Annotated in this window: 21 protein-coding genes; 8 read left to right on the plus strand and 13 right to left on the minus strand. The window is 74.0% G+C overall.

Features of this window, described 5'->3' with window-relative positions; all coding sequences use genetic code 11:
* Positions 1-43: 43 nt before the first annotated feature.
* The 5 genes from AR3_RS09050 to AR3_RS09070 all read right to left on the minus strand — a co-directional run bounded on the left by AR3_RS09050 (position 44) and on the right by AR3_RS09070 (position 6,994).
* Positions 44-2,194, minus strand: a complete 2,151-nt coding sequence (locus tag AR3_RS09050) for a bifunctional copper resistance protein CopD/cytochrome c oxidase assembly protein (RefSeq protein ID WP_083951158.1) — start codon at positions 2,192-2,194, stop codon at positions 44-46.
* A complete protein-coding gene (locus AR3_RS09055; protein ID WP_067911437.1) occupies positions 2,184-2,507 on the minus strand; it encodes a hypothetical protein in 324 nt (107 codons plus the stop codon). The genes AR3_RS09050 and AR3_RS09055 overlap by 11 nt, the downstream gene beginning before the upstream one ends.
* 75 nt (positions 2,508-2,582) lie before the next feature.
* The gene (locus AR3_RS09060; protein ID WP_217998501.1) at positions 2,583-4,238 is read right to left on the minus strand and encodes an AMP-binding protein; all 1,656 of its coding nucleotides are present in this window, start codon (positions 4,236-4,238) and stop codon (positions 2,583-2,585) included.
* Between the two features lie 63 nt (positions 4,239-4,301).
* Entirely contained in the window at positions 4,302-5,579 is a 1,278-nt protein-coding gene (locus tag AR3_RS32570) for a DUF5685 family protein (RefSeq protein WP_067911440.1), read from the minus strand.
* A gap of 116 nt (positions 5,580-5,695) precedes the next feature.
* Positions 5,696-6,994: a helix-turn-helix domain-containing protein gene (locus tag AR3_RS09070; protein ID WP_067911442.1), complete on the minus strand. Its 1,299-nt coding sequence runs from the start codon at positions 6,992-6,994 to the stop codon at positions 5,696-5,698.
* Positions 6,995-7,168: 174 nt separating this feature from the next.
* Between AR3_RS09070 and uraH the strand changes: the two genes are divergently transcribed.
* From uraH to ald, 4 genes are all read left to right on the plus strand, one after another.
* Positions 7,169-7,501: a hydroxyisourate hydrolase gene (uraH, locus tag AR3_RS09075; protein WP_067911445.1), complete on the plus strand. Its 333-nt coding sequence runs from the start codon at positions 7,169-7,171 to the stop codon at positions 7,499-7,501.
* 147 nt (positions 7,502-7,648) lie between these two features.
* Positions 7,649-9,121: an NCS2 family permease gene (locus tag AR3_RS09080; RefSeq protein WP_067911544.1), complete on the plus strand. Its 1,473-nt coding sequence runs from the start codon at positions 7,649-7,651 to the stop codon at positions 9,119-9,121.
* A gap of 60 nt (positions 9,122-9,181) precedes the next feature.
* Positions 9,182-10,357 (plus strand): glycerate kinase, encoded by a 1,176-nt coding sequence (locus AR3_RS09085; RefSeq protein WP_067911448.1) that lies wholly within the window; start codon positions 9,182-9,184, stop codon positions 10,355-10,357.
* A 252-nt stretch (positions 10,358-10,609) separates the two neighbouring features.
* Complete coding sequence (gene ald / locus AR3_RS09090) at positions 10,610-11,725, plus strand: alanine dehydrogenase (RefSeq protein ID WP_067911451.1); 1,116 nt, start codon at positions 10,610-10,612, stop codon at positions 11,723-11,725.
* Between the two features lie 45 nt (positions 11,726-11,770).
* Here the strand turns inward: ald and AR3_RS09095 are convergent, their stop codons facing one another.
* From AR3_RS09095 to AR3_RS09110, 4 genes are read right to left on the minus strand one after another with little or no spacing between them, the layout of a single operon-like run.
* A complete protein-coding gene (locus tag AR3_RS09095; protein WP_067911453.1) occupies positions 11,771-13,465 on the minus strand; it encodes a thiamine pyrophosphate-requiring protein in 1,695 nt (564 codons plus the stop codon).
* Positions 13,466-13,476: 11 nt separating this feature from the next.
* The gene (locus tag AR3_RS09100; RefSeq protein WP_083951162.1) at positions 13,477-14,355 is read right to left on the minus strand and encodes an ABC transporter permease; all 879 of its coding nucleotides are present in this window, start codon (positions 14,353-14,355) and stop codon (positions 13,477-13,479) included.
* Entirely contained in the window at positions 14,352-15,158 is an 807-nt protein-coding gene (locus AR3_RS09105; RefSeq protein WP_067911456.1) for an ABC transporter permease, read from the minus strand. The genes AR3_RS09100 and AR3_RS09105 overlap by 4 nt, the downstream gene beginning before the upstream one ends.
* Positions 15,155-16,138 carry an ABC transporter substrate-binding protein gene (locus tag AR3_RS09110; RefSeq protein WP_067911459.1) on the minus strand — a complete coding sequence of 328 codons (984 nt, stop codon included), beginning with the start codon at positions 16,136-16,138 and terminating at the stop codon, positions 15,155-15,157. The genes AR3_RS09105 and AR3_RS09110 overlap by 4 nt, the downstream gene beginning before the upstream one ends.
* Before the next feature lie 295 nt (positions 16,139-16,433).
* Here AR3_RS09110 and AR3_RS30385 point away from each other — a divergent pair, with 295 nt between their 5' ends.
* The 3 genes from AR3_RS30385 to AR3_RS09120 all read left to right on the plus strand — a co-directional run bounded on the left by AR3_RS30385 (position 16,434) and on the right by AR3_RS09120 (position 17,701).
* On the plus strand, positions 16,434-16,616 hold the full coding sequence (locus AR3_RS30385) for a hypothetical protein (RefSeq protein ID WP_146150198.1): 183 nt from the start codon (positions 16,434-16,436) through the stop codon (positions 16,614-16,616).
* An 87-nt stretch (positions 16,617-16,703) separates the two neighbouring features.
* Positions 16,704-17,309, plus strand: coding sequence for a histidine phosphatase family protein (locus AR3_RS09115; RefSeq protein ID WP_067911462.1), 606 nt, complete (start codon positions 16,704-16,706; stop codon positions 17,307-17,309).
* 92 nt (positions 17,310-17,401) lie between these two features.
* The gene (locus tag AR3_RS09120; protein ID WP_067911465.1) at positions 17,402-17,701 is read left to right on the plus strand and encodes a metal-sensitive transcriptional regulator; all 300 of its coding nucleotides are present in this window, start codon (positions 17,402-17,404) and stop codon (positions 17,699-17,701) included.
* A gap of 69 nt (positions 17,702-17,770) precedes the next feature.
* Here the strand turns inward: AR3_RS09120 and AR3_RS09125 are convergent, their stop codons facing one another.
* The 3 genes from AR3_RS09125 to ggt form a co-directional block, all read right to left on the minus strand.
* Positions 17,771-18,646: an oxygenase MpaB family protein gene (locus AR3_RS09125; RefSeq protein WP_227023024.1), complete on the minus strand. Its 876-nt coding sequence runs from the start codon at positions 18,644-18,646 to the stop codon at positions 17,771-17,773.
* Between the two features lie 170 nt (positions 18,647-18,816).
* On the minus strand, positions 18,817-19,197 hold the full coding sequence (gene cutA, locus AR3_RS09130; RefSeq protein WP_067911468.1) for a divalent-cation tolerance protein CutA: 381 nt from the start codon (positions 19,195-19,197) through the stop codon (positions 18,817-18,819).
* Between the two features lie 67 nt (positions 19,198-19,264).
* Positions 19,265-21,193, minus strand: coding sequence for a gamma-glutamyltransferase (gene ggt / locus AR3_RS09135; protein WP_313819620.1), 1,929 nt, complete (start codon positions 21,191-21,193; stop codon positions 19,265-19,267).
* Positions 21,194-21,574: 381 nt separating this feature from the next.
* On the opposite strand from ggt, the gene AR3_RS09140 reads away from it, so the two are divergent.
* Positions 21,575-23,497, plus strand: coding sequence for an amino acid permease (locus tag AR3_RS09140; RefSeq protein ID WP_083951164.1), 1,923 nt, complete (start codon positions 21,575-21,577; stop codon positions 23,495-23,497).
* A gap of 64 nt (positions 23,498-23,561) precedes the next feature.
* On the opposite strand, the gene AR3_RS09145 is transcribed toward AR3_RS09140, so the two are convergent.
* Complete coding sequence (locus tag AR3_RS09145; protein WP_227023025.1) at positions 23,562-24,524, minus strand: ABC transporter substrate-binding protein; 963 nt, start codon at positions 24,522-24,524, stop codon at positions 23,562-23,564.
* Between the last annotated feature and the right edge of the window lie 27 nt (positions 24,525-24,551).

Below are 24,551 nucleotides of genomic sequence, written 5' to 3' on the forward strand. Positions count from 1 at the left end.
GTACGCTCTGAGCAGAAGCGGCGGGCGGGTCGCCGGACCGGCGTCAGGTCCGAGAGGCGTCCTCCTCGGCGCCGGCGGAGCCGGACTCCTCGGCTCGGCGTCCCCGCCCGCCCTGGCGGGCCCGCCGGTCGCGTTCGGCCAGCATGGCGAGCCGGGCGTTGTAGGCGGCCAGCTCGTCGTCCTCGTCCACCGACTCGCCGCGCGCGGCGCGTTCGGCGCTGCGCGCGGCGGCGCGGTCGGCCCTGCGGTCCAGGCGACGCGCCTGCCGCTGGTCGTCCAGGTACCACTGGAACGCCATGACCACCAGCACGAGGAACGTGGGGATCTCGCCGAAGCCCCACGCGATGCCGCCGCCGGTGTGCTGGTCCTTCAGCAGCGCATCGGCCCACGGCGGGGCGACGGCGGTGTACCAGCCGCGCGCCAGGGGCTCGCCGAGGTTCATCACCGCCAGACCGAAGAAGGCGTGGAACGGCATCGTGACGAACAGCAGCAGCACCCGCCACGGGTAGCCCAGCCGCCGCGGCGCCGGGTCGACGCCGATCAGCACCCAGAAGAACAGCGACCCGGCCAGCAGGAAGTGCACGGTCATCCAGACGTGCCCCAGGTGGTTGCGCATCGCGCCCTGGAACAGCGGCGTGAAGTACAGCACGAACGTGCTCGCCACGAAGTTCACGGTGGCGACGGCCGGGTGGGTGACGACGGCGGTGTAGCGGCTGTGCAGCAGCGCCGTCAGCCATTCGCGCGGCCCCCGGTCGCCGCGGATGCGCGCGGGCCGCAGGGCGCGCAGCGCCAGCGTGACGGGGGCGGCGGCGACCAGGAAGATCGGCGACAGCATGGACAGCACCATGTGCTCGACCATGTGCACGCTGAACAGCACCGGCGCGTACCGGGCGACCCCGGTCTGGGTGACGGCGACGATGGTGAGCAGGCCGAGCAGCCAGGACAGGGTGCGCAGGACCGGCCAGGAGTCGCCGCGGCGGCGCAGCCGCACCACGCCCGCCAGGTAGAGCGCGCCGAGCACGACCACCAGCGCGGCGAAGAAGAAGTCGAACGTCCACAGCGTCGCCAGCCGCCCCGGCGTGAGCGGCGGGGGGACCGGGAAGCCGAGCAGCACCTCGGCGGGCGTCAGCTCGCCGGCCGGGGCGGGCGGCGCGGTGCGGGCCAGCGCCACCGCCAGGCCCATGGTGGCGGCCATCACGGCGGCCTCGACGCCGGCCAGCCGGGTCAGCGCCCAGGGCCGGCCCGCGGCCAGCTCGGGCAGCGTCCTCTTGCGGTGCCACCAGCCGAACCAGCCCAGCGCGGCGAACGCGGCCATCTTGCCGACGGCCAGCCGCCCGTACTCGCTGCCGAACAGCTCGCCCGGGCCCTGCAGGCGGGCGATGACGTTCACCAGTCCGCTGACCCCCACGGCGACGTAGCACCACAGCGCCATGCGGCTGAACCGGTCGGCCATGACGTCCAGGCGCGCCCGCCGGGTCAGCCCGTGCGCGGTCAGCACGGCCAGGCCGCCCACCCAGGGGGCGACCGCGACGACGTGCAGGGCGACGCCGGTGACGGCGACCGAGTGGTTGGCGGCCGACGCGGAGTGGCCGGTCAGCGGGGGCGGCAGCAGCGCGACGCCCGCGACCGCGAGCAGGCCGAACGCCGCCGCCGGCGTGGTGGTGGTGCGGCCCAGCAGCGCGACGACCACCGCCAGCAGCACCACCAGCATGAGCGCGGTGCCCTGGGAGATCTGCCCGACGTAGGTGCTCAGCTCGCTGCCGGTCACCACCTCCACGACCGGCCGGCCCAGCACGTCCGCGACGGTGAAGACGAGGGTGGCCGCCGCCGCGGCGGCCCACGCGGCCGCCGCCCACGACGCGGCGCGCAGGTACTCCAGGGCGTCCCGCGACAGGCGCGGCGTCTCCTTGCGGCCGTCGGACTCCAGGGGCAGCAGCGCGACGGCGGCGACGAGCGCGCCGACGGTCAGGGCCGCGCCGAGGTCCATCGCCAGCCGCGCGATCGGCAGGCCCCAGCGGGTCGCCGCGCCGGCGTCGGCGATGCCGGGGATGACCTTCTCCGCCACGGCCCCGCCGAGGACGAGGCCCGCCGTGAGCACGGCGAAGCCCGCGGCCAGGGTCGTGATCCCGAAGCGCAGGACGGCCGCCGTGCCCGTGCCCTTCTCCGCGGCCGTCGCGGTGCTCTTACTCGCCACCGTCCACCGATCCGTCGTCTCGGGGCCCCGCGGTCCGCCCCGCGTTCTGCCCGCGCTCCCAGTCGCGCTTGGCGCGGAACACCATCGCCATGCCGATGCCGATCCCGATGACCAGCCCGATCAAGATCATGAGCCAGGGGACGCCGCCCTGCCCGCCGTCGCCCGCCGCGGCGGAGGCGGCGGCGCGACCGGGCGGCGGCGCCGGGGTGCGGGCGGACGCGGGCGCCGCGAGCAGCCCCGCGGACGCCGCGGCCGAGATCATGACGACGCCGAGCAGGCGGCAGGTCGCGCGACGCAGCACGCTGATGTTCATGAGCGGCCGGGATTCTCCAGGAGGTCCGATGTCTGCCTCAACCCTACTGACGGTCCGCCGAGGCCGCGCCGGGGGTCACAGTGCGGCGAGGACGTGGGCGCGTCCGTGGGCGGCGAACTGCTCGAGCAGCGCCGCGGCGTCCGCCTCCTCCAGGGGGCGGTAGGCGAGGTCGCGGCCCGGGCGCCACCAGACCGGGTCGCCGGTCCGCCAGTGCGCGCGGCGCAGCGGGCGCTTGTCGACCTTGCCGGTGGCGGTCAGCGGCATGGACGGCACCACGCGGACGAACCGCGGGGCCCACTTGGTGCCCAGGTCGGGCTGCGCCGCCAGGAACCCGGCGAACGCCTCCGGGTCGAACGGCCGTCCGTCCAGCTCCAGCGCCGCCATCGCCTGGTCGCCGGTGCGCGGGTCGGGGACCGGGTAGACCGCGCACATCACGACGGGCTCCCAGCGGGACAGGATGCGTTCGACGGGCGCTGCGGCGAAGTTCTCGCCGTCCACGCGCAGCCGGTCGGCGCCGCGCCCGGCGAAGTGGAAGAAGCCGTCGGCGTCGCGGTAGCCGAAGTCGCCGCTCCAGTACATGCCGTCGCGGACGCGTTCGGCGTCGGCCTCCGGGTCGTTGTAGTAGCCCTCGAACGCGGCGGCCGCGTTGCGCCCGACGATCTCGCCGATGGCCTCGTCGGCGTTGAGCAGCGCGCCGTCGGGCCCGAAGCGGGCGCGCGGGCATTCGGCGCCGGTGCGCGGGTCGAGGATCGCCACGTCGAGCCCGGGCGGCGGGACGCCGAGGGCGCCCGGGGGCGCGTCGGGCGTGCGGCGCAGGGAGACGGCGCCCTCGCTCGACCCGTACCCCTCGATGATCCGGCAGCCGAAGCGTTCGGCGAACCGGCTCATGTCCCGAGGGGACGCCTCGGTGCCGAACGCGGTCTCCAGCGGGTTGTCGGCGTCGTCGGGCCGCGGCGGGGTGGCGAGGATGTAGGCCAGGGCGCGGCCGACGTAGTTGAAGTACGTGACGCCGTAGCGGCGCACGTCGGCCAGGAACCCGGAGGCGGAGAACCGGCGGCGCAGCGCGATCGTGGCGCCGGCGTGCACGGCCATCGCCGCGTTCGCCATGATCGCGTTGCCGTGGAACAGCGGCATCGCGCAGTACGCGACCGACTCGCGGCGAAGGCCCATCATGGCCGACTGCCGCGCGATGTCCGCCAGTCTGCCCTGGCTGCAGATCACCGCCTTGGGCCGCCCGGTGGAGCCGGACGTGAACAGCAGGAGCAGCCGGTCGCGCGGCGCGACGTGGACGGGTTCGGGGTCTCCGTCGGGCAGCGCGTCCCGGTAGGCGGGGTCGTCCACGCGGAGCACGGGTCCGCGCCACAGCCCCTCCAGGAGCGGGGCGTGGGCGGAGTCGGTGACGATCAGGTCGCAGTCGGTGTGGCGGATGTCGGCGGCGAGCTCGGCGCCGCGCCGCGTCGGGTTGACGCCGACCAGAGTGGCCCCCGAGAGCGCCGCCGCGCCGAGCCAGAACACGTACTCGGGCACGTTGTCCAGCAGGACGCCCACGTGCACGGGACGGCTCCCCGGGCGGCCGCCCGGGGACGGATGCAGGTCGCGCAGCATCCGCGCCCGGGCGCCCGCGGCCCGCACGGTCTCGACCCAGGTGTACGACTCGTCCTCGAAACGCAGGCCGACGCGGTCGTCGGCGGCGCGGTCCATCAGCAGTTCCGCGAACGTCGCCCTCGCCACGCCGCGAGCGTGACACCAAGCGGTTGCTTGGTCAAGGTCGTGCGGCCGGTCGAAGGAGCGGCGTCAGCAGTCGCAGCAGCAGCAGTCGCAGGAGCCGTCGCAGCCGCAGTCGTCGCAATGCCGCGTGCACCAGCAGCGGTCGGAGCAGGGCTTGCCGTGGTACTTGCTCCACTTGGGCTGGTAGACGCCGCAGGTGAGGCACACGAGCGTTCCGGTGAAGCACGGGATCGGGAATCCGGGGCGCTGGGGACGGCCCTTCCCGCCGAACATGCCGCCGTCGTACATGCCGCCGTCGTACATGCCGCCGCCGAAGCCCCCGCCGCCGTCGACGGGCGGGTAGTCGCCGCCTCCGCGACCGCCCCCGTGAGCGCCTCCGTGACCGCCGTGACCGCCGTGCCCGCCGGGCGGCGGGGGCGGCGGGTAACCGCCTTGCGGCGGGTACGGGCCCTGCGGAGGGTAGGGGCCGTGGGGCCCGTGGCCGCCCGGCGGATAGGCGTTGAAGACGCGCTCGATCGAACGCCGCACCTCCCGGTCGAGCAGGGCCCGCACCAGGCGGCGGTCCTCCATCTCCGCATCGGCCAGCGCCAGCCGCAGTCCGTGCGCCGCCTCCTCGCACAGGCGGCGCGCCTCGGCCGCGTCGGTGCCGGTGGCGACCAGCGGGTTGTAGGCGCCCGTGGCCAGGTCGTCCGCCAGGTCCTCCACCGCGTCCAGCAGGTGCGCGATGCGGCCGAAGAAGCGGCCCGCCTCCGCGAGCGCCTCGGCGTTGCGCTCCCGCCCGGCCAGCACGGCGGTGTGGGCGAACACCGCCGCCACGGCCGCCTCGGTCGGCTCGGTCAGCTCCAGCAGGCTCAGCCCGCCGACCGCCTCCAGCTCCGACTGCCGCGCCACCGCATCGCGCAGCACCGCGGGATCGAACCCCACCGCGGCGCCGGTGCGCGTCCCGGCGGCGTCCCACCGGTCGGCCATCCTCGCGGCGGCCGCGGCGACCAGGCGGCGCGCGTACGGGCCGTCGCCGTCGGCCACGTGGTCGCGGGCCTTCCCGGCGGCCAGCAGCAGCGACGCGGCGGCGGCCAGCCGCGCGCCCTCCGCCCGCGCCGCCACCACCTCGGCGCCGCGCATCCCCCGCAGCGCGCACGGCCCGGCCTTGCGGCGCGGCGAGCGCTCCGGCCGCTGCGCCTCCACCAGCACCGACACCAGGACCCCGTCGTAGTTGGCGGCCAGCCGCGCGGCCTGCCCGTGCTCGGCGCGGAGCGTCAGGCAGAGCCCGCACAGATGCGCCGTCCAGTCCTTGAACAGCGGCCCGCACAGCACATGCCGGCACGGCCGCACGACACCGAACACGCTCGGCGCCCTCCCCCACTCGATGGACCGCGAACAATCTCACGGACGTGATCATCGAGCGGCCGGTTCCGCCGAACCCGCCCCGTCGGCGGGATCCGCGCGGCGCCCGCCGGAGGCTAGACGCCGGCGCAGGCCAGCGCCCGCCGGTAGGCGGCCAGGCGCGACTCCTCGGCGGCGCCCGTCTCGGCGAGCAGCTCGGCCAGGTCGAACCAGGTCTGGGCGGCGACCCGGGACGACTCCATCTCCTCCAGATGGGTGGCGGCGGTCGTCAGCACCTCGACGGCGCGGTCGCGGCGGTCCGTCCGCACCAGCGCCTCGCCCAGCACGGTCAGCGCCCCGGCGGCCGCCCGGCGCGGGGCGTCCCCGAGCAGGTCCAGCGCCTCCTCGGCCAGCGCCACCGCCTCGGCGGGGCGGCCCAGCGCGATCTCGGCGCGGGCCAGCTCGGTCAGGCACCACGCCACGTCGATCTCCCCGGCGGCGCTGGTGTTGATCTCGCTGCGGACCCGGCCGAGCAGCTCGCGGGCCTCCTCGGCCCGCTCGGGCCGGGCGCGCAGCAGCAGGCTGGCGTACACCACGCGCAGCCGGTTCAGGTTGCGCGGGTCCTCGTCCTCGCCCGCCAGCAGCAGCGCCCGCTCGGCCAGCGACACGCCCTCCTCGTAGTCGCCGCGCACCTCCGCGACGTAGGCCGCCTCCCAGCAGGCGGCCATGCGGGCGCGCGGGCTGCCGACGCGCTCGGCGCGCTCGACGAGCTGGGCGGCCAGCTGGCGGGCCCGCACCAGGTCGCCGCGCTGGATGAACGCCGCCAGCAGCGTGGCGCCCAGGTGCACGGCCGCGTCGGTGGTGTCGTGCCCGCTGGCGGCGAGCCGGCGCAGCGCGTCCTCGGCGACCTGCACGCTCGCGCTGATGTCGCCGCGTTCGCGCAGGCAGCGGCTCAGGGCCACGTGCACCCGGGCCCAGTGGTCCAGGTCGGCCTCGGGGTTGGCCTCCTCGGTCAGCTCGCGCAGGCCCGCGATGGCCGCCTCCAGGTCGCCCGACGCCTCCAGGGCCAGCGCGTGGCCCCAGCGGGCCTGGTGCAGCATCTCCGGCAGGGCGACGGCGTCGGCGTTGGCCAGCACCTCGGCGAAGCGGGCGCGGGCCTCGGCGGGCGCGCCGTTCTGCAGCGCGATCTCGGCGTAGTCGAGGGTGACGCGCAGCTCGTCGACGACGTCCTCGCTGACGCCGCTGACCAGGTAGGTCGGAGAGCAGTTCAGCTTGGCGGCCAGCAGCTCGATGACGCTGGGCGCGGGGACCCGTTTGTCGCTCTCGATCAGAGAGATGTAGCTGTCGGACAGCTCCGGGAACGCGAGCTGGGCCTGGCTGATGCCCTGCCGGATGCGCAGCGCCCGGATGCGCTGCCCCAGTGTCTCCCGCTCCATCGCAACACCACCGCCTAGTCTCCAACCGCAGAGGTCTCACCGGAAGACCCGCACCAGGGCAGGGTATAGGGCGAGACCCGTACGGCGCTGCCGCTCTTTTGCAGTGCATCTTGCGGCGCATCTTGTGGAATTGCCATCTGGGAACGCTCCACCCGTGTCCGGTATTACGGGGGCATGAGTGTGAGCACGCATGTCCTCGACACCACGCGAGGCCGTCCCGCGGCGGGGGTCCCCGTCCGACTCGACCACTATGAGGGCGACACCTGGCGGCCGCTCGCCGAGGCGGTCACCGACGGCGACGGACGCTGGGCCGCCCCGCCGGACGCGGGGTCGGTCGACGGCACCTACCGGCTGCGCTTCGGCACCGGCCCCTACTTCGCCGAACGCGGCGAGACCTGCTTCTACCCCGAGGTGTGCGTGATCTTCACGATCGCCGACGCGGGCCGGCACCACCACGTCCCGCTGCTGCTCAGCCCGTACGGCTACAGCACCTACCGGGGAAGCTGAGGCCTCGCCCGCCGAGCGGCGGCCCTACCAGGAGAAACAGGGACAGCCGCGAACAATTACCCTGTGGCCCGCGGTCTCGCGTCCGCGCCCGCGGGCCGGCACCGCACCCTTCCCATCGTCCGTCCCCCTGAATCGGAGCGCGCGCTGATGTCGCACGTCAACACAGGCGGGCCCGGCACGCCGTCCGCCGGCGCCACCGGGCCGTCCGACACCCCGCCGTCCCCCCGCGGCGCCCTCGACCGCTTCTTCGAGCTGTCGGCGCGCGGGACGACCGTGCCGCGCGAACTGCGCGGCGGCGTCACCACGTTCTTCGCGATGGCCTACATCATCGTGCTGAACCCGCTCATCCTGGGCGGGGCGAAGGACGTCACCGGCGCCACCCTGTCGATCCCGCAGCTGACCAGCATGACCGCGCTGTCCGCGGCGATCGCCACGGTGATCATGGGCCTGGTCGGCAACGCGCCGCTGGCGCTGGCCGCGGGCCTGGGCATCAACGCGGTGGTGGCCTTCCAGGCCGCGCCGGTGATGACCTGGGAGCAGGCCATGGGCCTGGTGGTGCTGGAAGGCGTGATCATCGTGCTGCTGGCGGTGACCGGCGTGCGCGAGGCGATCATGAATGCGATCCCGCTGGCGCTCAAGCACGCCATCGCGGTCGGCATCGGCGCGTTCATCGCGCTGGTCGGCCTGGTGGACGCCAAGTTCGTCAGCTCCCAGGCGGGCAGCCCCCCGCTGTCGCTCGGCACCGGCGGGCGGCTGACCGGCTGGCCGGCGGTGGTGTTCGCGTTCGCGCTGCTGGTGATGATCGTGCTGTACGTGCGCAAGGTGCCCGGCGCCATCCTCATCGGCATCGTCGCCGCGACCGTGCTGGCGGTCATCATCGAGGCGGCGGCCGACGTCCCCAAGGACGCCTGGGGCCTGGTCGTCCCGACGGTCCCCGACCGGCTGTTCGCCGCCCCGGACTTCTCCCTGTTCGGGCGGATCGACGTGTTCGGCGGGTTCGGCCGCGCCGGGTTCGTCACCGCGCTGGTGGTGCTGTTCACGCTGGTGCTGTCGGGGTTCTTCGACGCGATGGGCACCATCCTCGGCATCAGCGACGAGGCGGGCCTGGTCACCGAGCGCGGCGAGGTCCCGCGGCTGGGCCGCATCCTGTCGGTGGACGGCCTGTCGGCCGCGCTGGGCGGCGTGACCAGCTCGTCCGCCAACACCGTCTACGTGGAGTCGGCGGCGGGCGTCGGCGAGGGCGCCCGCACCGGCCTGGCCAACCTGGCGACCGGGGCGCTGTTCGCGGTGACGCTGTTCCTGACGCCGCTGGCGGCCACCGTGCCGTCCCAGGCCGCCGCGCCCGCCCTGGTGCTCGTCGGCGCGCTGATGATGACGCAGGTCGCCAAGCTGGACTGGGACGACCTGGACGTCGCGATCCCGGCGTTCCTCACCATCGTGTTCATGCCGTTCACCTTCTCCATCACCAACGGCGTCGGCGCCGGCATCGTCGCCTACACGGTGGTGAAGGCGGCTCGCGGCCGCTGGCGGGAGGCGGGCTGGCTGCTCCCGGTCATCTCGGTCGTCTTCCTTCTGTATTTCGGTTTGGACGTCGTGGAGCGGCTTCTGGGTGTCAAATAGTTCCCTATGGCATAAGCATTAGGTAGGGCTTCACCGAACCCCGGTGCGAAAGGCGTGGCTGTGGTCTCCCCGGACACCCCCTCCGACCTCTCCCCGCCGGGTCATGTCCTGATCGCCCCCGACCGGTTCCCCGGCTCCCTGACGGCGCCGGAGGTGGCCCGGCACCTGGCCGCGGGGCTGCGCCGCGTCCGCCCCGACGTGCCGCTGGTGGAGCTGCCGGTCGCCGACGGCGGCGACGGCACCGCCGAGGCCGCCGTCGCGTCCGGCTGGCGGCGGGTGGAGGTGAAGGTGTGCGGGCCGACGGGCCTGCCGGTGACCGCGTGCCTGGCGCTGAACGACGGCACCGCCGTGGTGGAGCTGGCCGAGGCGTCGGGCGAGCGGCGGCTGCCCGGCGGCAGACCGCAGCCGCTCACCGCCACCAGCCTGGGCACCGGCCAGCTCGTCGCGCACGCGGTGCGGCTGGGCGCGCGGCGCATCGTGCTGGCCGTCGGCGGCGGCGCCTGCGCCGACGGCGGCGCCGGGCTCGTGCAGGGCCTCGGCGGGCGGCTGCTGGACGCCCTCGGCAAGGACCTGCCGCCGGGCGGCGCCGCGCTGCGCTCCCTGCACGCGATCGACCTGCGCGGCATGCCCGACCTGTCGAACGTGGAGGTGATCCTGACCGGCGGCCCGGCCGGGCCGCTGCTGGGCCGCGACGGCGCGGCCAGCGTCGCGGGCCGCCGGGCGGGCGCCGGACGCGAGGAGATCCGGGCGCTGGACGCGGGCCTGCGCCGCTGGGCCGACCTGGCGGAGGCGGCGGCCCGCACCGCCGTGCGGGACCGGCCGGGCGCGGGCGCCGCGGGCGGCGTCGGGTTCGCCGCGCTGGCGTTCCTGGGCGCCCGCGTCGAGGACGGCACCGCGCTGATGCTCGACCTGCTCGGCTTCGCCGACCGGGCGCGCGGCGCGCGGCTGGTCGTCACCGGGGAGGGCTCGCTGGACGCGCGGACGCTGCGCGGCCGTAGCACGGTCGGCGTGGCCCGCGCCGCCGCCCGCGCCCGCGTCCCGGCGGTCGCGGTGGCCGACCGCCGGGGGCTGACCGGCGAGCAGCTGCGCCGGGCCCGCATCCAGGCCGTGTACGCCCTGGCCGACATCGAACCCGACGCGGACCGGCGCGTCCGCCAGGCCGGTCCGCTGCTGGAGCAGCTGACCGTCGCGATCGCCGACGAGTGGCTGCCGCGGCGCCGCCCGCGCCGCTCCTGACACCGTCCCCTCCCCGCTCCCCCACCGCGCCGGGCGTCCATCGCGACTCCCGCGCCGCCGCGCCGACCTGCGCCGCAGGGGCTTTTTGGGGCGGATGAGACGGATCGTTCTGGTCGGGTTCGTAGTGCTAACACGTCGTTTACATGGTGTTAGCAACTACGGGAACACTTGTACACAGTGAACATGGCGAGGCGGCGCGGTCAGCCCGCACCCTTGAGCCGTATCCCCAGGTCGACGATGACGGAGGGCACTGTGAAGGTCGGGGTACCCCGCGAGGTCAAGAACCACGAATACCGGGTAGCGATCACCCCCGCGGGGGTGCACGAGCTGACGCGCCGCGGGCACGAGGTGTTCATCGAGCGCGGCGCGGGCCTCGGGTCGGCGATCCCGGACGAGGAGTACACCGCCGCGGGCGCCAAGATCCTCGACGGCCCGGACGAGGTCTGGGGCGAGGGCGAGCTGATCCTCAAGGTCAAGGAGCCCGTGGCCGAGGAGTACCACCGCATGCGCCGCGGGCAGACGCTGTTCACCTACCTGCACCTGGCCGCGTCCCGCGCGTGCACCGACGCGCTGCTGACGTCCGGTGTCACCGCGATCGCCTACGAGACCGTCCAGCTGCCCGACCGGTCGCTGCCGCTGCTCGCGCCGATGTCGGAGGTGGCCGGACGGCTGGCCGCGCAGGTCGGCGCGTACAACCTGATGCGCTTCAACGGCGGCCGCGGCGTGCTGCCCGGCGGCGTGCCGGGCGTGGCCCCCGCCAAGGTGGTGGTGATCGGCGGCGGCGTGTCCGGGCTGAACGCCGCGCAGATCGCGGTCGGCATGGGCGCGGACGTGACGGTCCTCGACCTCAACCCCGACCGGCTGCGCCAGATCGACGCGATCTACCAGGGCCGCGTCCGCACCCTGATGTCCAGCGCGTACGCCATCGAGCGGGAGGCCCGCGCCGCCGACCTGGTGATCGGCGCGGTGCTCATCCCGGGCGCCAAGGCGCCCAAGCTCATCTCCAACGACCTGGTCGCGGCGATGAAGCCCGGGTCGGTGCTGGTGGACATCGCCATCGACCAGGGCGGTTGCTTCGAGGACTCGCGTCCCACCACGCACGCCGACCCCACCTACACGGTGCACGAGTCGGTGTTCTACTGCGTGGCGAACATGCCGGGCGCGGTGCCCAACACCTCCACCTACGCCCTCACCAACGTGACGCTGCCGTACGCGGTGGCCATCGCCGACAAGGGCTGGCGCGGCGCCCTGCGCGACGACCCGGCCCTGGCGCTCGGCCTGAACGCCCACGACGGCGCGCTGACGAACGGGCCGGTCGCGGAGGCCCACGGCCTGGACCACGTCTCCGTGGAGTCGGTCCTGGCCTGACGTCGGGCGTCCCGTCGGCGACGGGACGCCGCCCGGGCGCGTTCGTCAGTCGTCGGCGACGTGCACGTCCACCACGGCGCTGGTCCCGGACTCCACCGCCTCGAGCGCGCGGCGCAGGGCCGGGACCAGTCCCGCGCGGTCGCGCACGGTCTCGCCGTGCGCGTGGCAGGCGCGGGCGACCGCGGCGAAGTCGGGCGGGGTGCGGAACCGGGTGCCCACCGCCTCGCGGCGCGACGCGGACACGCCGTCCGGGAACAGCTCGAACACGGGAAGCCGGCTGGCCAGGTACCCCCCGTTGTTCAGCACCACCGCGAGGATCGGCGCGTCCGCCTCCGCGGCCAGGCACAGCGCCGCCGTCGGCACCCCGAACATGAAGCTGCCGTCGCCGACGACGGCGACGACCCGCCGGTCCGGCGCGGCGAGCTTCACTCCGACCGCGCCGCCGAGCCCCCAGCCCAGCCCGGGGGCGCCCGCCCCGTCGAGGGTGCCGGGCAGTTCGCGGTGCAGGACCTCCGCCAGGACGGGGGCGTTGGTGACGGCCTCCTCCACCACGATGTCGTCCACGCGCAGCACCGTGTTCAGCGCCGCGGCCACGGCGCGCGCGGTGAGGGCGTCTCCGGCGGACGCCGGCGGGTCGCCGTCGGACGGCTCGCCGCACGGATGCCCCGCCCACTTCGTTCCCGGGTCGATCTCGCCGAGGGCGTCGGCGACCTGCCGCAGGACGGTCGCCCCGTGCGCGGCGACGGACACGTCGGCGGGGAACGTCCACAGCGGCATGTCCTCCCACAAGGGGTCGGGGGCGATGTGGACGATCGTGGCGTCGGGGCGGGGCCGGACGTACTTCGGGATCCACGGCGTCGCGCAGTCGGCGACGAGGACGAGGTCGGCCTCGGCGACGTGGCGCCGCGCGGCGGCGGTGCCGCGCACGGCCCTCGGGTGGGTCGTGGGGATGTTCAGGCAGCCGCTCTCCGGCGTGTCGACGACGCGGACGCCGGCCAGGTCGGCGAGCCGCGTCACGGCGGCCAGACCGCCGGGCCGCCGGCCGGTCTTGGCGGTGACCAGCAGGGGCCGTTCGGCCCGCGCCAGCAGGTCGGCGATGCGCCGCACCGTCTCGGCGTCGGCCGCGGGCGGGTCGGGCACGGCGTAGCCGTCGGTGCGGCCGAGGTCCTCGGCGGGCGGGTCCATGAGCACGTCCCGGGAGACCATGAGATAGGCCGGTCCGGGCAGGCCGCCGCGCGCCACCTGGACCGCGCGCCCGACGGCGCGGGGCAGCACGTCGGCGCGGGTGATCTCCAGGGACCATTTGGCGTAGCCGCCGACGATGCCGGCCTGGTCGCGCACGTCCTGCTGCCAGTGGATCACGTGGGACCGCCCGCCCGGGGAGTCCGGGTCCTCGCCGTAGGGGGTCCGGCCGGCGAGGACGACGACGCCCGCGTGGTCGCGCAGCGCGTTGTGCATCATCGCGCCGAGGTTCTGCGTGCCCACGTCCACGTGCACGAAGACGCATTGCGGGCGTCCGGTCACGTGCCAGTACCCGTGCGCGGCCGCGAGCGCGACCGACTCGAACGTGCATGTGATCACGCGGGGGATGGGGATCCCCGCCTTCGCCAGCGCCGCCGCGGCCTCCTGCAGGGGAGCCGAGTCGGTGCCCGGATTGAGGAACAGGTGCTCCACGCCGTGCCGGTGAAGCAGCCACAACAGGTGTTCGGCCGCGGTGGCCGGGCGGAAGCGATCGCTCACCAGACCTCCCGTCAAATGGTCGCGCTCTGCCGCCGCGATCCCGCGGCGCCGCGGTGCCGGGCGAGCGCCCGGCGCTCGACGGCGAGCAGGGCCGTGTTGAGCAGGTAGCCGAGGACGCCGAGCAGGACGATCCCCGCCCACATGGTCGGCATGTCGGACCGGCTCTGCGCGTCGGTCATCTGGAAGCCGATCCCGTTGCTGGTCCCCGGGAGCAGTTCGGAGAACACCATGAGGATCAGCGCGAGCGACAGGCTGAGCCGCAGTCCCGCGAAGATCTTGGGCAGCGCCGACGGCACGACGAGCCGGACCAGGCGCTCGGCCGCCGACAGCCGGAACACCCGCGCCGTGTCCGCCTGCAGCGGATCGACCGACCGCGCGCCGTCGGCCGTGTTGAGCAGGATCGGCCAGATCGCGCTGAACACGATCGACGCGATCTGCATCTGGTTGCCGAGGCTGAACAGCACGACGAACACCGGCGCCAGCGTCGGCGGCGGGATCGCGCGGGCGAACTGCAGGGCCGGGTCGAGGTAGGCGAACGCGCGCTCCGACCGGCCGAGCAGCAGCCCCAGGCCCACTCCGACGACGATCGCCCCGCCGAGGCCGACCGCGATGCGGGCCAGGCTGGGCAGCAGGTGCCGCATCGCCGTGTCGGTGAGGAAGAGGCGGGTCGCCGGGCCGGAGAACCACAGGTCGTGCATGCGGTCGACGATCTGCAGCGGCGTCGGGAAGTAGGGGTCGCGCGCCGCCTGCGTCGCGATCTGCCAGGCGGCGACCGCGACGGCCAGGGCTCCCCACCGGTGCAGGGCGGAGGCCAGCACGCGCACGCCGGACCGGGCGGGGCGGCCGGCGCCGCGCGTTCCGGGGCGGCGGCGCGCCGTGCGGACGCTCATCCCCCGTCTCCCCTCTGCGCGACGTGCCAGCGGAACAGGCGGCGCTCGGCCTGGACGAGCGCGAGATTGATGACCAGGCCGAGGGCGCCGGCCCACACGGTGCCCGCCAGCACGTCCGTCGCGCCGTCGACCGCCTGCTGCGCCTGGACGATGAAGGTGCCGAGGCCGGAGCCGAAGCCGCTGAGGATCTCGGTGCCGACCGCGAGGATGAGCGCGACGGCGGCCGCCAGGCGCACGCCCGTCGCGATGAACGGCGCGGCCGAGGGCAGGGAGACGCGCCACAGCACCGCGAGCCGGCCGAAGCCGAACGACCGCAGGGTCTCCTTGGCCACCGGGTCCACGTCCTGCAGGCCGTAGATCGTGTTGAACAGCACGGGCCAGGTCGCGGCGTAGACGATGAGCGTCGCCTCGGTCCGCAGACCGGCCCCGACGATCACCGACACGAGCGGGATGAGCGCGACCGAGGGAACGGGCCGCAGGAACTCCAAGATCGCGCGGACCGCCGTCCCGACGAACGGCACCGCGCCCAGCAGGACGCCCAGGGCCACACCGGCGCAGACCGCGATGGCCAGGCCGAGCGCCCAGGCCTCGACGGTCGCCAGGACGTTGCGCAGGAATTCCCGGTCGCCGGCCAGTGCGACGGCGCGGACGAGGATCCGCGACGCGGGCGGGAGGTACTCCTGGTCGACGATGCCCGCGCGGCCGAGGGCCTCGCTCGCGGCGACGAGGGCGGCGAGTCCGACGGCCCCGCGCGCCCACCGGCCGGTGCGCGTCAGCCGCCGTTCGGCGGTGCCCGCGGTCACGTGCCGGACGGGGTGAAGATGATCTGCTTGGCGTCGAGCCGCGCCGTGAGCAGCCCGTTGGCCAGCATCAGGTCGGCCAGGCGCTGCAGCGGCGCGGGGTCCAGCGACGCGGGGTACCGCGGCAGGCTCAGCGCCGCGGCCATGCGGGCGTCGATCCCGGCGTAGGACGGCAGGACCTCCTCGACCGCCTTGCGGTCCGTCTGCGCCAGCCGCTGCGCCTTGTCGATCGCCCGCTGGACGGCGGCCGCGGTCTTGGGGTTCTTCTTGACCCACGCGTCCTCGGTGACGACGCCGCTGGCCGGGATGTCCGCCGCCGGCCCGCTCCCGGCGTCGACGACCATGCGGGCGCCCTGCGTGCGCTGGATGGCGGTGCTGAACGGCTCGACCGCGAGCACCGCGTCCACCTTGTGCTGCTGGAGCGTGGCGCCCATCTGCGGGAACGGGGTGACGACGTACCGCACCTCGGACGGCTCGACGCCGTGGGCCTTCAGGACCTCGTTGAAGACGAGCTGCTGGATGTTGTTGAGGATGTTCACGCCGATCGTCTTGCCCTCCAGGTCCTTGGGCTGCCTGATCGGGGAGTCCTTAGGGACGAGCGCCGTCATGAAGCCCGGCGCGAACGCCGCGCTGGGGGCGAGGAACCGGGTCTTGAGCGTGCCCTTCGCAAAGGACTGGATGAAGGTCACGTAGTTGCCGCCGGCGATGACGTCGACTTGTCCGTTCTTCAGCGCGGGCACCGCCTGGACGCTCTGCGCGACCGGTCGGATCTTGACCGTGAGCCCCTCCTGCTCGAAGTAGCCCCTCTTCACGGCGATGTGCAGCCCGGCCTCGTCCACCAGGGGCAGCGCGGCGACCGTGATCGTCGACTTTTCCAGGCCGTTGCCACCGGAGCCGGAGTCCGTGCCTCCGCAGCCCGCGGCCAGCGGCGCGGCGAGAAGACAACCGGCGAGAAGGACGGAACAAGCCCCGAACCGTCGCATGACACTCCTTTACCGATGGAGGGCAGACGAAATCGTGTACCAGCCGGTAGGAGATCGCAAGACCGGCAACAGCCGTATCTCGAAGACGAAGAGCACACGCTCGAACCAGCGAGCCGACCGCGGTCGCGATCGTTAATTTCGCCGCCTTCCGCCGCGTTCACCACCTTCGAAGGCTCTCCGCCCGACACGCCTCACAACTACCTCGCCATCAGGCGCTGATCAGGCGCGATTCCGTCACTTCGCCCCGGATCCGGCGCGAGCCGGACACGCTCCCGGAGGGATCGAGGCCGACCTCATGGCGGCGTCGGACATGGTTCAGCAGGCTTTTCCGGAACGCTTCGCCGCACAACGAACCAAGATCATTCATATGCGCGGCCCGCGGCTCTTTGACGAAGGCCGGGCGGAATCGACAGCAAGAAATGCCGGACCCCGCGCCGAGCGAACGCCTATTAATGAGCAGCGTCCGACCGCGTTCTGAGTGGACCGAAATTCGCTCCCTGCCGGCGCGGGCTCGCGTCCCGGCCCCCTGCGACGCCCCGCCTCGCCGAAGGGAATGATGGCCCTCATGGGCGAGTTGATCCTCCTGCGGCACGGCGAGACGGAGTGGAGCCGCGACCTGCGGCACACCGGACGCACCGACCTCCCCCTCACCGAGCGGGGCGAGCAGCAGGCGCGCGCGGTGGCGCCGCTGGTGCGGGCGCTGCGCGTCACGAGGGTGCTGGCCAGCCCCGCCCGGCGCGCGCTGCGCACCGCCGAGCTGGCCGGGCTCACCGTCGACGCCGTCGACCCCGACCTGTGGGAGTGGGACTACGGCGGCTACGAGGGGGTCACCAGCGCGCAGATCCGGCGCGAGCGCCCCGGCTGGTACTTGTGGGAGGACGGGGTCGTCCCCGGCGACGCCGAGCATCCCGGCGAGACGGTCGAGCAGGTCGGGGCCCGGGTGGACGCCGTGCTCGGGCGGGTGCGCCCTCTGCTCGGCGGGGACGGCGACGTGGTGCTGGTGGCGCACGGCCACGTCCTGCGGATACTCACCGCGCGCTGGCTGGGACTGGAGCCCGCCGCGGGACGGCTGTTCGCGCTGGACACCGGCACCCTGTCCGCGCTCGGGCACGAGCACGGCCGACCGGTGATCGCGTCCTGGAACGTGCCGCCGGACGTTCCGCGGGGCTGAGCTTTGGGCCGGGGGTATACCCTACCCCTCGGGGGTTGGCCGCGCGGTGGGGACCCGAGGCCCGAGCCCCCCGCCCGATTGCGAGGACGACCATGGCCACCAACCAGACCCCCACGCGTGGCTACAGCGCCACCAAGGACCAGCTGCAGACCCGTCTGCGCCGCATCGAGGGCCAGGTGCGCGGCATCGAGCGCATGGTCGAGGAAGACCGCTACTGCATCGACGTGCTGACCCAGATCAGCGCCGTCCAGGCCGCCCTGGACAAGGTGGCGCTGGGTCTGCTCGACGGCCACGTCCGCCACTGCGTGGCCGAGGGCGCCCAGGAGGGCAAGTCGGACGAGATGTCCACGGAGCTCATGGCCGCGGTGGGCCGTCTGATGCGCCGCGGCTGACCCGCGCCGGCTCGACGCGCGGCACGGCGTCCCGGCGCCTGCGGCGCGCCGTGAGGCGGAGCGACGGGGTCAGGACGCGATGGCCCAGGCGTCCTGAGCGGATTCGTACTCGCGCGTCAGGCGCCGTGCCCGCTGCGCGTCCGGCGAGTAGCGCCACTGCTCGGGGACGACCTGCGTCGTGCGGTACAGGCCCTTGAGCGTCAGCGTGGCGGCCAGGTCGGAGGTGGGCAGGCCGGGCAGGCCGTACATGCGGCGCGCCCAGCGCGGCAGCGTCGCCACGACCAGCGTCGCCAGGGCGGGCGCGGCCAGCTTCAGCGGCAGGAACTGCCGGGGAACGGACGGATTGAACATGCGCAGCAGCCCCTGCCGGGCCTCTTTGCAGGCGAAGATGCGCCGGCGCATCTGCGCGTAGTACTCCTCCATCTCCGCCACCGAGGCGGGCACGTCCGCCGGGTCCAGACCGACGACCGCGGCGGCGCGGCGCTGCTCGTCGACGAACCGGTCGGCGTCCCCGCGGCTGAGCGGCACCCCGGCGCGGCGCGCCACGTCCAAGTAGGAGTCGACCTCCCCCATGTGCACCCACAGCAGGTTCTCGGGGTCGTCGATGCGGAACGTCTCGCCGGTGCGCATGTCCAGGCCGGTGAGCTTGGCGTGCATCCGGCGGACGCGGCGGCCGGCCCGTTCGACCTCCTCGAGGGTGCCGTAGGTGCGGACGCGGACGAACTCGATGGTGCGGCCGAGCCGCGCCCAGGCGGCATGCGGGTCCATCAGCTCGGAGTTCTGGGCGGTGCCCCACATCGAGCGCGGGTGCAGCGCCTGCAGCAGCAGCGCCCGCATGCCGCCGACGAACATCACCGGCTCGCCCATGATCCGCCAGGTCACCGAGCCCGGCCCGAACAGACCGAAGTCCTGGTCGTCCGGCCGCGCCATGTCGCCCGAGCCCACAGTCGCACCTCCGGAGTAACCGATGACTTATTTACCCCGGTATGGGCTGCGGCACACCGTTCGCGGATGCCGCGGAGCGGGCAGACGCCGACGGTCATGTGGCGCGGACAAGGCGGGCTGACGGTGCCCGGGCAGGGGGCGCGGCAGGGGCCGGCGGAAGGCTTCGGGGGTCAGTCGTCGTCTTCGCCGCCGGCGTCTTCGTCCTCGTCGCCCTCGTCGGCGGACCCGGCGGGCTCGGTCTGCTCGGCCACCCAGGCGAGGTAGTCCATGCTGCCCGCCACCACCGAGGTGGCGATGATCTCCGGCGTGTCGTAGGAGTGGCGCTCGGTGATGAGGGAGGCCAGCTCGTCGAAGCGGTCGGCGGTGGTCTTGAACACCACCATCCACTCCTCGGCGGTCTCGATCTCGCCTTCCCACCAGTACGTGCTGGCGATGGGGCCGACGAGCTGCGCGCACGCCGCCAGGCGTTCGGCGACCGCGGACTTGGCCAGGTCCGCGGCCTCCTGCCGCGAGTCCGTCGTGGTCGTCACCTGAACGTACGCCTGGGCCATGGCACGACTCCTTCCCCGAGCCACTGATCGTAGTCGCGCGCGGCGCGCCGGCCGACGCCGTCCGCGCCTAGCGGGACGGGCGGACCACCATGGCGCTGCCGCCGCCGCGGCGCACCGGTTCGGCGACGGCCTGCACCAGGCCGGGACGCAGCACCTCGAGCCCGGCGGCCGCGCCGATCGTCCCGGCGGGCGGGCCGGGGAAGAGCTCGAGGCGGTGCCCGCGCGCGGCCAGCGCCGTGCCGTACCGGTCGATGAACGCCTGCTCGGCGAACACCTGCGGAGTGTTGCGCTGGGTGGCGCGCGGCGCGGCCAGGGCGGCGGGCAGGTCCATGCCCAAGTCGATCCGGTTGAGCAGGATCTGCAGCACGGTGGTGATGATGGTGGACCCGCCGGGGGTGCCGACGGCCAGCAGCGGACGGCCGTCCTTCAGCACGATCGTCGGGGACATGCTGCTGCGCGGACGCTTGCCGGGGCCGGGCAGGTTGGGGTCGGGCGCCGCGCCCTCGGCGGGCGGCTGCAGGGTGAAGTCGGTCAGCTCGTTGTTGAGCAGGAAGCCGCGTCCGGGCACGGTGAGGCCGCTGCCGCCGAACTGCTCGATGGTGATGGTGTAGGAGGCGATGTTCCCCCACTTGTCAGCGACGACGAGGTGGGTGGTCTGCGGCCCTTCGTGGCCCAGGGCACGGCCGACGCCGCCGGACGGCGCACAGGGCGCGTAGTCGCCGTCCGGGGAGCCGGGGGCGACGGGCGCGGCGGCGGCCTCGTCCGGCTTGATGAGGCAGGCGCGTTCGCGGGCGAAGCCGCGCGACAGCAGCTGCTCGAGCGGCACGTCCACCGCGTCGGGGTCGCCGACGTAGCGGCCGCGGTCGGCGTAGGCGAGCTTGGACGCCTCCAGGTAGTAGTGGAGGGCCTTCACCGGGTCCTTCGCGTCGAGGTCGAACTCGCCGAGGATGTTGAGGGCCTCGCCGACGGTGGAGCCGCCCGAGGAGGAGGGCGGCATGCCGTACACGTCCAGGCCCCGGTAGGACACGCGGGTCGGCTTGCGCCACACGGACCGGTACGCCTTCAGGTCGCGCTCGCTCATCAGCCCGGGACGCACGTTGCGCGTGGCGGCGGGGTCGACGGGCGGTTTGCGGACGGTGCGCACGACCTCCTTGCCGAGCCCGCCCCCGTACAGCCACCGGGGTCCGCGCCTGGCCAGCTCGCGGTAGGTGCGCGCCAGGTCCGGGTTGCGGAACACCGTGCCGACGGCGGGCGGCTTGCCGCCGGGCAGGAACAGCTCGCGGGTGGGCACGATGTCGCGGAACCGCGCCGCGTTCGCGGCGGTCTGGTCGTGGAACTCCTGGTCGACGACGAAGCCCTTCTCCGCCACCTCGATCGCGGGCCGCAGGAGCGTCCCCAGATCGCGGGTGCCGAAGCGGCGCAGCGCCATGTCCCACTGGGCCAGGGTGCCGGGCACGCCGACGCTCAGTCCGCTGGTGACGGCCTCGTCGAACGGCAGGGCGCGGCCGGTGGCCGGGTCGACGAACGACCGTTCGTTCATGGCCCGCGGCGCGGTCTCGCGGCCGTCGAGGGCGTACACGCGGCGGGTCCTGGCGTCGTAGTAGGTCAGGTAGCCGCCCCCGCCGAGCGCCGCGACGTACGGCTCGGTGACCCCGAGGGTGGCCGCGGCGGCGACGGCGGCGTCCACGGCGTTGCCGCCGCGTCGCAGGACCTCGATGGCGGTGCGGCTGGCGTACGGGTCGACGGTGGCCACGGCGCCGCCGTATCCGGTGGCGACCGGCTGCTTGGGCGGTGCGGCGACGGCGGGGCCGGCGGCGGGGGTCGGGACGGTCAGGGGAGGCGCGGCGAGCGCGGCCGTGCCGGGTCCGGCCAGCGGCACGGTCGCGGCGAGGACGGCGGCGAGCGCCGCGCGGCGGAGCGGGCGGCCGGGGTGCCGGGAGCGGCTGCGGGATCGGGGCGGGGGGACGGAGATCGGGGACGGCGCGCTCGGTGACACATGACCTCCCTGGAACCCTCGGCTCCGCCGCCGCGTCGGCGGTGCGACGCGCCGCCGGAGCCTCGGCCGTCACCGGCCGATCATGGCGTCCGCCAGTAACATACCCCACCTGATCCCAACAGACCGCAACTGATTCGACACCCGCTGCCACCAGCGGCGATAGCGGCATAGGGTGCAAATTTCAAGATCCAGACTTAGCGGAAGTAATCACCGAACTACGTTTCACCACTGAAAAGCAACGAGACGGCACCAATACGCCCGAAACCATTGCTGTTTCGCCCAAACTTGGTGAACTCTTAGGGACTTCACCAGGGCTTTGTGCTCGCGAACAGCGGCGCGGGTTCAGCCATGGGGGGATCACTACGAACCTGGGACAACCGCATGGGCAACAACATGTTCCGGCGCATGCCCGTCGAACAGGCGACAGGGCAGCTCTACGGCGGGCGCCATCGACTGCGCGTGGCCTTCCGCACCCGTGACCTGATCGTGCTCGGCCTCGGCGTGATGATCGGCGCGGGCATCTTCAAGATCGCGGGAGTGCAGGCCGCGACCACGGCCGGTCCGGCCGTCATCCTCTCCTTCGTCATCGCGGGCCTGGTGTGCCTGCTGGCGGCGCTGTTCTACGCCGAGCTCGCCTCGGTCGTGCCGGTCGCGGGCAGTGCGTACTCCTACAGCTACGTGGCGTTCGGCGAGCTGTGGGCGTGGGTGGTCGGATGGGCGCTGATCCTGGAGATGCTGCTGGCCGCGTCCGTGGTGGCGCGGGCGTGGTCGGTGTTCGCCGCTCAGGCGCTCAGCGACTTCGGGGTGCCGGTGCCGTCCTGGCTGGCCGACCTGATCGGCCAGCCCAAGGGCTTCGACCTGTTCGCGCTCGGCATCCTGCTGCTGCTGGTGTCGATGCTGGCCACCGGGAGCCGGCTCGGGCTGCGCACGCTGTGGTTCATGGTGCTGGCCAAGGTCATCGTCATCGGCCTGGTCATCTGCGTCGGCCTGACGTTCTTCGACCCCGGCAACCTCACCCCGTTCGTGCCCGAGGCCCGGCCCGCCGCCGAGGGCAGCGGCCAGACGGTGCTGGACGCGGTGCTCGGCGCCGTCACCGACAGCACGCCGCAGGTGTTCGGGATCTGGGGCGTGCTGGCCGCGGCGCCCGCGATCGCGTTCGCCTACATCGGCTTCGACCTCATCGCCACCGCCGCGGAGGAGACCGAGAACGCCCCGCGCAACATCCCGCGCGGCATCATCATCAGCCTGGTCCTGACCGTGGTGCTGTACCTCGGCGTCGCCGTCACCATGGTCGGGATGATCTCCTACGACAAGCTCGACCCGTCCGGGCCGGTGCTGGCCGTGGCGTTCGACGCCGCGGGCGCGAGCGTGATGGGCAAGGTCATCGACCTCGGCGCGGTGCTCGGGCTGACCACCGTCATCCTGGTGCTGCTGATCGCGCTGACCCGGGTGGTGTTCTCCATGTCGCGCGACGGGCTGCTGCCGCGCGGGCTGGCCGAGACGCACCGCTACGGGGTGCCGTTCCGGGCCGCCTGGGTGTCCGGCGGCGCGGCGATCGTGATGTCGCAGACCATCGACGTGCTCACGCTGGAGCAGATGGTGGTCATCGGGACGCTGTTCGCGTTCCTGTTCGTCCCGGCGGGCGTGCTGGCGCTGCGGCGCGACCGGCCGGACCTGCACCGCCCGTTCCGCGTCCCGGCGGCCCCGCTGACCGCCGCGCTGGCCATCGGCGCGGTCGCCTGGCTGATGCTCAACCTCAAGGTGCAGACCTGGACGTACTTCCTGGTCTGGATGGCGCTCGGCGTGCTGATCTACCTGGTCTACGGGCGGCGCAAGAGCCAGCTGCGGCGGCTGCTCACCGAGGAGCAGGCCGTCCCGGCGCGCCGCCCGGCCGCGGCGCCGACCGGCTCCGCCGTGCGCGGCCCGGGGGCGGGCGGGCCGCCTCCGGGGGGCGCCCCGTACCCGGGGGACCGGTACGGGTCCGGCCCGCAGCCGACCGAGACCTACTCGCCGGGCGGTCCGTACGACAGGGCGGCGCGCCCCGCCGACCCCTTCGGCGCCCCGCCCCCTCCGCGGCCGTACCTGTCGCAGCCGTACTCTTCGCGCCCGACCGACACCGGTCCTCAGCAGCGCCCCCGGCAGGGGCCTCCCCCGCACGACCCGTACGCGGCGGACCCCTACCGGCGGCAGAGCGGCGGGTACCCGACGCCGGAGCACCCTCCGGCCCAGGGCCTGTATCCCCGTGACTATCCCCGTGAAGACGACCAGCAGGACCCGCCCTACCGCGACCGCAACCCCTGGTAAACGCGAACGGGCGCCGCATCCTCCGCTGGGATGCGGCGCCCGTTCGCGTTCGGCCGGCCGACGGCTACTTGGAGGCCAGCGGCGTCACGTACTTCTGCAGGTCGTCCAGGATCTTCCCGGCGGCGGTGACGCCGATGCCGGTCATCCAGATCTCGTCGTCGACCACGTGGGCGCGCCCGGCCTTGACCGCGCCGAGCTTGCGCCACAGCGGGCCGGCGGTGACCTTCGCCTGCTCCTGCGCGGCCTTCTCCCCGTAGGCCGTGACGAAGACCATGTCGCCGTCGGCCTCGGTGATGCGCTCGGGGCTGAGCGGCGCCATCCGCTTGTCGTCCTTGTCCTTCAGCAGCTGGGGCTCGGGACGGCCGAGGCCGACGTCGCGCAGCACGATCCCGGAGAAGGAGTCCGGCCCGTACTGGCGGATCTCGTCGGGCATGAACCGGATCACGCTGATCTTGAGCTCGGCCGGGTCGCCGAACGAGCGGCCCAGGTCCCTGGCGCGCTGCTCGTACGCCCTCAGCTTCTGCTCCCCCTCGGCCTTCTTGCCGACCGCCTCGGCGTCCAGCAGGAAGTTCTCCTTCCAGGTGACGCCGACCATCTCGGTGAACACGGTCGGCGCGATCTTGGACAGCTCGCCGTAGAACTTCTCCTGCCGGAACTTCGACCCGAGGATGAGGTCGGGCCGCAGCGCGGCGATCGCCTCCACGTCCGGCTCCTGGGTGGTGCCGACCCTCTTGACCTTGGCGAACGCGTCGCCGAGGTACTTGGGCATGCCCGCCACCTGGTCCGGCAGCGTGGCGCCGACCGGGGTGAGGCCCAGGGTGTAGAGGGTGTCGAGCTTGTCGGTGTCGAGGACGACGATGCGCTTGGGCTCGTCGGGCACCTTCGTCTCGCCCATGGCGTGCTTGACCACGCGGGTGGCGCCGGACGACTCCGCGTCGCCGCCCCCGCAGGCCGTCAGCGCCAGACCGGCCGCCATGACGCCGGCGACCAGCCCGGCCAGCCTCCGGCCGAGTCCGTATGTCTTCACGTGCGTTCCCTTTCTGTCGTCGGGTCC

It is taken from the genome of Actinomadura rubrobrunea NBRC 15275, assembly GCF_001552235.1.
Taxonomy (GTDB): domain Bacteria; phylum Actinomycetota; class Actinomycetes; order Streptosporangiales; family Streptosporangiaceae; genus Spirillospora; species Spirillospora viridilutea.